General features: G+C 76.1%; 7 protein-coding genes and 1 pseudogene. All 8 read right to left on the reverse strand.

The window, feature by feature from the left end:
• On the reverse strand, positions 1-827 hold an 827-nt coding region (locus tag GA0115240_RS04450), incomplete at its 3' end, for a GNAT family N-acetyltransferase (protein WP_346267916.1).
• Positions 809-1,072: a hypothetical protein gene (locus tag GA0115240_RS39130; RefSeq protein ID WP_346267917.1), complete on the reverse strand. Its 264-nt coding sequence runs from the start codon at positions 1,070-1,072 to the stop codon at positions 809-811. The genes GA0115240_RS04450 and GA0115240_RS39130, both read right to left, overlap by 19 nt.
• On the reverse strand, positions 1,069-1,830 hold the full coding sequence (locus tag GA0115240_RS04455; protein WP_093735339.1) for a hypothetical protein: 762 nt from the start codon (positions 1,828-1,830) through the stop codon (positions 1,069-1,071). The genes GA0115240_RS39130 and GA0115240_RS04455 overlap by 4 nt, the downstream gene beginning before the upstream one ends.
• 8 nt (positions 1,831-1,838) lie before the next feature.
• Positions 1,839-3,212: a glycosyltransferase gene (locus GA0115240_RS04460; RefSeq protein WP_093735340.1), complete on the reverse strand. Its 1,374-nt coding sequence runs from the start codon at positions 3,210-3,212 to the stop codon at positions 1,839-1,841.
• Between the two features lie 179 nt (positions 3,213-3,391).
• Positions 3,392-4,126: pseudogene (locus tag GA0115240_RS04465) on the reverse strand (polysaccharide deacetylase family protein); the annotation flags it as partial.
• Positions 4,123-5,853, reverse strand: coding sequence for a murein biosynthesis integral membrane protein MurJ (locus GA0115240_RS04470; RefSeq protein ID WP_237554598.1), 1,731 nt, complete (start codon positions 5,851-5,853; stop codon positions 4,123-4,125). The gene GA0115240_RS04470 and the pseudogene GA0115240_RS04465, both read right to left, overlap by 4 nt.
• Positions 5,850-7,181 (reverse strand): O-antigen ligase family protein, encoded by a 1,332-nt coding sequence (locus tag GA0115240_RS04475; RefSeq protein WP_093735341.1) that lies wholly within the window; start codon positions 7,179-7,181, stop codon positions 5,850-5,852. The genes GA0115240_RS04470 and GA0115240_RS04475 overlap by 4 nt, the downstream gene beginning before the upstream one ends.
• A partial coding sequence (locus GA0115240_RS04480; protein ID WP_107407094.1) for a sugar transferase occupies positions 7,181-8,335 on the reverse strand: 1,155 nt, incomplete at its 5' end. The genes GA0115240_RS04475 and GA0115240_RS04480, both read right to left, overlap by 1 nt.

An 8,335-nucleotide genomic window follows, 5' to 3' on the forward strand; every position in this document is an offset into this window, starting at 1 on the left:
AGCAGCAGCGGGCCCGCCGGGCCGCCCGCCAGCAGCAGCCGCTGGTTGGGGCGCGGCTCGGGGCGCCAGTGGGACTTGTACGGCTCCGCGCCGCGCAGCAGGCTCAGCGCGCCGCGCCCGCCGCCGGCCGCGTGCCGTACGCCGTGCCGCATCAGCAGCGTGTTCAGATCCACTTTGGCCGCTCGCAGCGCGGGGTCGGCGCCGTACAGATAGCCGCCGGCCAGGCCCGGTGAGAGCACGGTGAGATTGGCGGCGACCACCTCGCCGCCCCGGCCGAACTCGGTGAGCACCGCGTCGCCGGAGGCCACCATCAGCCCCACGGCCCGGGTCAGGTGCTCGGCGAAGCGCAGCCGCTGGTGCTCCGGGTTCACCTCTCGGTCCCGCCATTGCAGCAGGTGCAGCCGCAGCAGACGCGCCACCGCGGCGGGTACCTCGCGCGCCGGCACGTCGCGCTCCACGATCCCGGCGGTGTCCAGCTTGCGCAGTGCGGAGCGGATGCGCTGGCCACGCGAGCTGCTCACCCGGGCGATCAGGTCGTCCATCGCCCATCCGGGCAGCTCCAGGCACATCGAGTCCGCCAGCCGCCGCTTCGGCCCGGGCCAGCACGCGTACACCCCTTCGGCGGCGGCGCCGGACCGTACTTCGCGGAACTCGACCACGGCCCCGCCCGCCGCCCGGCGGATCCCGCGCGCGAGGGCGGCGGTCACCCGGCCGTCGGCGTCGGCCTGCCGGTCGACGAGCACATCGGTGTAGTCGGTGATCGCCCCGCCAAGCGGTACGAGCACCGGATACGGGCGGTGGATCCGGGTCAGTGGCGCCGCGCCCACCAGTCCCTTCCCCGCCAGACCAGCACCAGCACCAGTCGGCCGGGGACGCCGTAGGACTGCCACCAGGAGTGCTGCCAGGCGTGGGTCTGGAAGGGGGTGGCGGCCGGGCAGGCGCGGTGCAGCCGGGTCCAGGCAGGCGCGAGCGCGGCGAAGGCGCGGGGGTCGCGGCAGACCGCGGTCCGCAGGCCGCCGGCCGGGTAGGGGGCGGTGGCGGGCGCTTCCGCCGTCCGGTCGAGGGCGGTCACACCGCCGCCCGGGCGGACTCATGGCGCTGGTCGTGCTGTTCGGGCTGCTCTTCGTGTTCGTGTTCGCGCTCGTGGTGTTGGTGGTGTTGGTGGAGTTCGGGACGGTCCTGCGGGTCGTACGCGCCGGGACCCGGGGTGGGGAGGACGGCGGTGGCCGGCCGGTCGCGGTCCTCGCGCGGCCGGACCAGCAGGACCAGTGCGCCGAGCAGGCCGCCCGCGCTGGCGCCGACCGCGCCGGCGAGTGCCGCGGAGGGGGAGGCCGGCGACGCGGGGGCGAGCGCGGGGGAGAAGAGCAGCAGGCGCACCCCGGTGGCGGCGGCGTTGCGGTCGGCGGTCGCGGTCAGCGAGGTGGCGACGGCGTTGGCGATGCTCGCGGCGGCCGGGCCGTGGGCGGCGGTCCCGGTGATGGAGATCATCGGGGCGTCGGGCGAGGTCGCGGCCTGGACGTCGTCGCGCAGGCCGGCGGCGCTGATGCCGGTGGCCTGCTGCGCCCCGGCCAGTACCGCGGCGCCGGTGACGATCCGCCCGTACGCCTGCGCGAAGCCGAGCGCGGTCGCGGAGTCGCCGGCGTGCTGCGGTACGACCATCACATAGCTGGTCGCGGCGAACTGCGGGGTGGCCGCCAGCCCGTAGCCGAGCCCGCCGAGCAGTCCGATCCCCACGCCCAGCGGCAGCGTCACCCAGCGGGGGAGCCCCCGCCCCCACCCCTGCCAACGGCCGCGGCGCCCCGGGCGGTACGGGTCGTGCTTCTCGTCCATGCGGTCCCTCATTTCTCGACGGTCCCGGCGCTCGCGGTAGTCGCGGCACTCGCTGCACTCGCGGCACTCGCGGCCTGGTCAACGGTCCCGGCGTGCTCGGCGTCGTCGGCCTGCCCGGCCTGCCCGGCCTGCCCGGCCTGCCCGGCCTGCCCGGTGTGCTCGGCGGGGCGGGGGGAGGCGGGGGCGGCGGCCGGGTGGGGCACGGCGTCCGCGGTCCGGGTGGGCCGGCCGGGCGTGGCAGCCTCGGCTCCCCGGGCCGGTCCGGTGGTGGCCTGGGCCGGCAGGGCGGTGCCGGCCCGGCCCAGCGCGGTGGCGTACAGGGCCATCACCTGCTCGGCGGTACGGGCGATGTGGTACCGCTCGACGGCCGCCGGCACCGGCAGCCGGTGCGGGCCGGACGCCTGCTCCGCGCGCAGGACCGCCGGGAGTTCGGACAGCTCCATCCGGCGGGCCCCGGGCGCCTCCTCCGGCGGCAGGTCCTCCACGGCCGGACAGGACACATACCGGGCGGGCAGTCCGGCGGCGAGCGCCTCGACCACCGCCAGGCCGAAGGTCTCCTCGGCGCTGAGCGAGACGAACAGGTCCATGGCGCCGAGCAGTTCGGCGAGATCCGCGGAGGAGTCCGCCCGGTCCGCCAGACGGATACGGCCGGCGACGCCGAGGTCCTGGATGAGCCGCAGCAACGGGATGCGTTCGGGACCGTCGCCGACCAGGAGGAGGTGGGCGCCGGGAAGGTCGGCGACCGCGCGGATGAGGACGTCGAACTTCTTGGCCGCGACCTGCCGGCCGACGCCACCGAAGACAAAGGCGTCGTCCGGGAGGGCCAGCCGGGCCCGGGTGGCGGCCCTGGCCTGCTCGCGGTGGCGGAAGACAGCCGGGTCGATGCCGTTGGGGGCCAGCCGCAGTCGCCGCGCGGGCACTCCCCAGGCTCCCAGGCGGCGTTCGACGGTCGCGGACACGGCCAGCGTGCCGGAGCCGAGGCGCTCGGTGGCCCGGTACAGGGCCCGGGTGCCGAACGTCAGGGGCCGCCCCTCGATCTGGGTGGCGCCCAGCGAGTGCTCGGTGGCGACCACGGCGCCGGCCCCGGCGAGACGGGCGGCGATCCGGCCGTAGACGCAGGCCCGGTACAAGTGGGTGTGCACCAGGTCGTAGCGGCCCTTGCGGATGAGGGAGGTCAGGCGCGGCAGCGCGGTCAGGTCGCGGTTGCCGGACATGCCGAGATGGGTGACGCGGACACCGTCCGCGCGCAGCCCCGCGGCGACCGGTCCGGGGTCGGTGAGGGTCACGACGTGGCATTCCAGCGGGAGTTCGCGCAGCAGCAGGCGCAACTGCTGCTCCGCGCCGCCGATGCCGAGCCCGGTGATGACGTGCAGAACTCTCATGGATGCCCTCCGGGGCGTTCGGTCAGTGGCTCGGGCCGGTCCCCCGGCGGCCGGTACGGGTGCGCGGCCGGGCCGCGCTCCGGGTGCAAGGGGTGCTGCTGGGGTGGGAGTTGCTGGCACTGCTGGCGCCCGGCGGCGGCCAGCGCGGCGGCCTCGGGCGCCCGCAGATCGGTCAGCCGCCGGCTGCGGACACCGTGCAGCAGGCGTTTGGCGTGCAGGCGCGGGGCCGTCTCCCGGTTGCCGACATGGGTGCGCGGCAGGGCGAGGACGGACGTGAGCGGTCCGGGGGTGATCGCGCAGCCGTAGGTGTAGCCGGCCCGGCGCACCGCACGCACCGCACGCGGGTCCACCACCCCGTACGGATAGCAGAAGCCGATCGGCGGGGCGCCGGTCACCTCGGCCAACAGGGTCCGGCTGTCGGCGACTTCGGCGGCGAGGGTGGCGTCGTCGACCGCGGTGAGATCGAGGTGGAGCAGGCCGTGCGAGCCGATCTCCATACCCGCGCCGGCCGCCTCGCGGATGCCGTCCGCGTCGAGCAGCGGTTTGCGGGGACCCTCCGGATCCCAGTCGTTGCCGCCGCCGAGCCGGCCCGGCAGGACGAACACCGTGGCCGTGTGGCCGTATTGGCGCAGGGCGGGCACGGCGAGCTGGAGGAAGTCGGCGTAGCCGTCGTCGAAGGTGAGCCCGACCAGACCGTGATCCTTGCCGGCCGCGCGGGCGGCGAGCAGTTCCCGCATGGTCACCCCGGTCAGGCCGTGCCGGTTGAGCCAGCGCAGCTGCGCCGCGAGCCGGTCCGGGCCGACGGTGATCAGGTAGGGATCGTCCCGGGTGTCCCCGACGGAGTGGTACATCAGCGCCCAGGGTGCGCGCCGCACGGTCCGGCGGCTGCGGGGAGCGAGCGGGTCAGCGGTCATCGGCGGGCCTTCCGTCTCACGGTGGCGAGCAGATACGGCAGTTCCGGTACGCGCACGGCGACGGCCGCGGCGGCGAAGGCGGCCGGGACGACCAGGCCGCAGACGACGGCCGCGGACAGCGCGCCCGGCAGCCGGGCGGCCGTCAGCCAGCCCGACAGGGCCGCGACGGCCGCGCAGAGGACCGTGCGCGTCAGGCCGGGCGCGATCGCCCGGGCCCGGATCGCCACGCTGTGCGCGCCCAGGCCGCGCAGCAGCAGCCCGGCCGTGACGGTGATCCCGGCCGCGTTGCCCGCCGCGATCCCGTACGCGCCCCAGGGGCCGACGGTGAGGCCGTCCGCCAGCGCGGTGACGAGCAGGCCGACCGCCATCGATCCGGCGGGATACCAGGTGGGCCGGGCCGCAGAGAAGTACGGCCTGACCAGTGCGCCGACCAGGCTCTGCCCCAGCAGTCCGAGGGCGTAGACCCGCATCACGGCGGCCGTCGCGGCGGTGTCGGCGGCGGTGAACTCGCCCCGCTGGAAGAGCACGTGGATGATCTGCGGCGCGCAGGCGATGACATAGGCGGTGCCGATCAGCACCACCACGCAGGCGAGGGTCAGATCGCGCTCGACGCGTGCGCGGGCTCTTTCCCGGTCGCCCTCGGCCAGCGCGCGGGACACCGCCGGGAAGGTGACCGTACAGATGACGACGGACAGGGCCATCGGCAACTGGGCAACCTTTTGAGCGTAGTTGAGATGGGAGATGGCTCCCGGCGGAAGCGGGGCGGCGAAGTACCGCTCGACGAGGACCTGCGCCTGGCGGCCGAGAGTGAACAGGACGACCGGGGCGAGCAGGGCCAGACCGAGGGCCCGGTGCGGGTTGGGCGGGGTCACGGGCAGCGGCCTGCTGCCGCGCATCTCCCGCAGCGCCGCCGGGAGTTGGATCGCGACCATCAAGGCGCCGCCGACCGCGACCCCGGCCGCCGCCGACTCGATGCCGAAGCGGCCGTGCAGGGCGTAGAGGGTGGCGACGATGCCGAGGTTGTAGGCGACGTAGATCGCCGCGGGCGGTACGAAGCGGCGGTGCGCCCGCAGGGCGGCGGACAGGTAGCCGGCCAGGCCGAAGGTGAGGACGCTCACCGAGGTCAGCCGCGTACAGGCCACCGCGGCGGACGGGTCCGCGAGCCCCGGCGCCAGCGCGCCAACCACCCAGGGCGCGCCGGCCGCCAGCGCGGCCGTCAGCACCGCCAGCAGCGCCAGCAGCCGCGGCAGCGTCCTGCTGACCAGCCCGGTCACCGCGCCGCCGCGGGCCAGCGCCCCGCTGAACGCGGGCACCATCAGCAGCGCCATCGCGTCCTCGATCAGCACGGTGGCCGCCACCTCGGGCACCGTCCACGCCACCAGGAACGCGTCCGACTCCGCCCCGGCGCCGAACAGATGGGCGATGCCCTGATCCCTGACCAGACCGAACACCGAGCCGGCCATGCTCAGCGCGACGGTGACCCCGGCGGCCCGGGCCAGCCCGTCGGAGGCGCGACCGGCCGTACGCGCCGGGTCCGCGCCCTGGTCGGGGACGGCCGAGGGGACCGCGGCGGGGGCTACCGAGGGGATCGCGGCAGGGGTCGGGGAGCCGGCCGGGGCGGAGCCGTGCGAAAGAACCCGCGCGGGGCCCGGCGAGCGGACCGGTGGGCCGGGCGGCCGCACCGGGCCGTCGGCCGGGGCCGCGGGCCGCCACATCGGGTCGGTCATCGCGCCGCGCCGTTCGCGGGGTCGAGGGCCCACCAGGCGGTCAGGCCCAGCACGGTCGCGGTCAACACGGTGCAGGGGCCGCCGATGTCGGCGTAGAGGAAGTCGACGCAGCTCCACAGCAGCAGGCCGATCGAGGCCAGGCCGGTGGCGGACGGGGCGCCGCGCCACAGGCGGGCGGTGCCGGTGGCGAGCAGCGCGGCCCAGGAGCCGGTGAGCAGCGCGCAGCCCAGCAGGCCCTGTTCGCTGAGAGCCAGCAGATACATGTTGTGCGGGGACAGCAGCGGCTCGCGCCGGAACGCCTGGCCCGCGCCCGCCGTATCGCTGCCGGAGGACAGCGCGAGGGAGGCGTGGCTGTCACGTTCGTCGGGGAAGCGCTTCAGGCCGACGCCGGTGACGGGGTGCTCGCGCCACATCGACACGGCCGCGGCCCAGAGGGTGTAGCGGTCGGTGACGGACGGGTCGGGCGCGTCGGTGACCTGGGTGATGCTGGCCAGCCGCTGGCCGATCAGCTGCGAGCCCGTTCCGACCCCGCCGACCAGCAGCACGGCGCACGCGGCCAGCACCGCGAAGATCCGCACCGCCTGCCGCCGCCCGGCGAGCACCGTCATCGCCGCGCAGGCCACCGCGGTCGCGATCCACGTCCCCCGGCTGAAGGACACCGTCAGCGGTACGGCCAGCGCGGCCGCGCAGGCCAGCGCGCCCAGCCGCAACCGGGTCGGGCCGGGCGCCAGCGCGCAGCCGACCGCGATCACCAGCCCGTACGCGACCACCGTCGCCATACCCATGATGTCGGAGGGGCCGAAGGTGCCGACCGCCCGGATGTCCTCGCCCATGTACGAGGCGCCGGTGGCGGTCGAGTACTGCCACACGCCGACCGCCCCCTGCACCAGCGCGAGCGCGACGACGCTGCCGGCCACCACCGCGAAGTCCCGCCGGTCGCGGAGCAGGAGCACGACGGAGGCGGGGACCAGCACGAACACCTGGGCGTAGCGCAGGAATCCGGCCAGCCCGGCACCCGGATCGAGCGAAGTCGCCGCGGACAGCGCGCAACCGACCAGGGGCGCCCCGAGCACGATCGCCGCGGCCGGACGGAGGACTCGCCGCCGGGCGCGCACCAGCCGCACCGCGCAGGTCAGGACGAGCACGGCGGACGCCGCGTCGGCCGGGGTGATCTTGCCGGACCTGCTGACGTCACCGGTAGTGACGGGCACGGCCAGCAGCAGCACGGTGGCCAGCGCGGGCAGCAGCGGCGCCAGATCTGCGAGCTGACGTGCCGTCAGGTAGCTGCGGATCGCGCCCGGACCGGGGACGGAGAGCGTCAGGGTCATCAGCTGCCGCCGAACCGGAACACCGAGAAGGCGGTGCGCAGCAGGAGTTCGATGTCCTGCCACAGCGACCAGCTGTCGATGTAGTGGTTGTCGAAGCGGGCCCGGTCGGCGATCGAGGTGTCGCCGCGCAGCCCGTGCACCTGGGCCAGCCCGGTGATGCCGGCCGGCATCCGGTGCCGGTCCCGGTAGCCGGGGTGGGTGGCGCCGAACTGCTCGACGAAGTGCGGCCGTTCGGGCCGGGGACCGACCAGGCTCATGTCGCCGCGCAGCACGTTCCACAGCTGCGGCAGCTCGTCGAGCGAGGTACGGCGCAGCAGCCGCCCGACCCGGGTCATCCGTCCGTCGTGGGCGATGCTCCAGCGGGTCGCGGACTCCCACTCGCCGCCGCTGGGCCGCAGGGTGCGGAACTTCAGGATGGTGAACGGCCGTCCGCCCAGCCCGATCCGCTCCTGCCGGAAGATCACATCGGGCCCGTCGGCCAGCCGTACCGCCAGGGCGCAGGCGGCCAGCACGGGCGACAGGCACAGCAGCGCGGTGCCGGACACCACCGCGTCCAGCGCGCGCTTGGCCGACCGGCCCACCGGGCCCGGCGCCGGGCACAGGTCCAACTCCAGCGGCCGGGCGGTGAATCCCCACAGGTGGCCGGACGGCGCGCGGCCGGGTCCGGCGCCCAACTGCCAGACCCGGCAGCCGTGCCCGGCCAGCAGCCGTACGGTGGCGGCGGTGCGCGCGTCCGGCACGGGCGGGCCGGCCACGACCGCGTAGCGCACCGCGTTCTGGATCACCGCCCGGGTGATCTCGCCGGAGCCGGCGAGCACCGGCAGGGCGCCCGGCGGGCGGACTGCGGGCCCGTCGTCGGCGGCGTCCGGGATGACGAGGCCCACCGGGCGCATCCCGTACTCCGGGTGGTTCAGCAGGGTCGCGGCGACCTGCCCGGCCGCCGGACCGGCACCGACGACCAGGGTGGATCCGGGACGGCGGCGGACGCCGGCCCGGCGCAGCCGGTACGTCAGGGCCCGCAGCCCGCAGGCGGTCGCCACCGTCGCCGCGACCGCGCCCAGGAGCACGCCCCGGCCGATCCCGGCGCCCAGCACCGCGGCGGCGAAGCCCCAGGCGAGCGTGGCCCGCGCCCCGATCGCGGGCACGTCCAGCAG

Origin of the sequence: Streptomyces sp. DvalAA-14, from assembly GCF_900091855.1 — a bacterium.
In the GTDB taxonomy this organism is placed as follows: domain Bacteria; phylum Actinomycetota; class Actinomycetes; order Streptomycetales; family Streptomycetaceae; genus Actinacidiphila.

What these genes read in the sequence shown, in the direction of transcription:
- GA0115240_RS04455 (WP_093735339.1), bottom strand. Translation starts at nt 1,830, where the DNA reads ATGGACGAGAAGCACGACCCGTACCGCCCGGGGCGCCGCGGCCGTTGG.
- GA0115240_RS04460 (WP_093735340.1), bottom strand. Translation starts at nt 3,212, where the DNA reads ATGAGAGTTCTGCACGTCATCACCGGGCTCGGCATCGGCGGCGCGGAG.
- GA0115240_RS04470 (WP_237554598.1), bottom strand. Translation starts at nt 5,853, where the DNA reads ATGACCGACCCGATGTGGCGGCCCGCGGCCCCGGCCGACGGCCCGGTG.
- GA0115240_RS04475 (WP_093735341.1), bottom strand. Translation starts at nt 7,181, where the DNA reads ATGACCCTGACGCTCTCCGTCCCCGGTCCGGGCGCGATCCGCAGCTAC.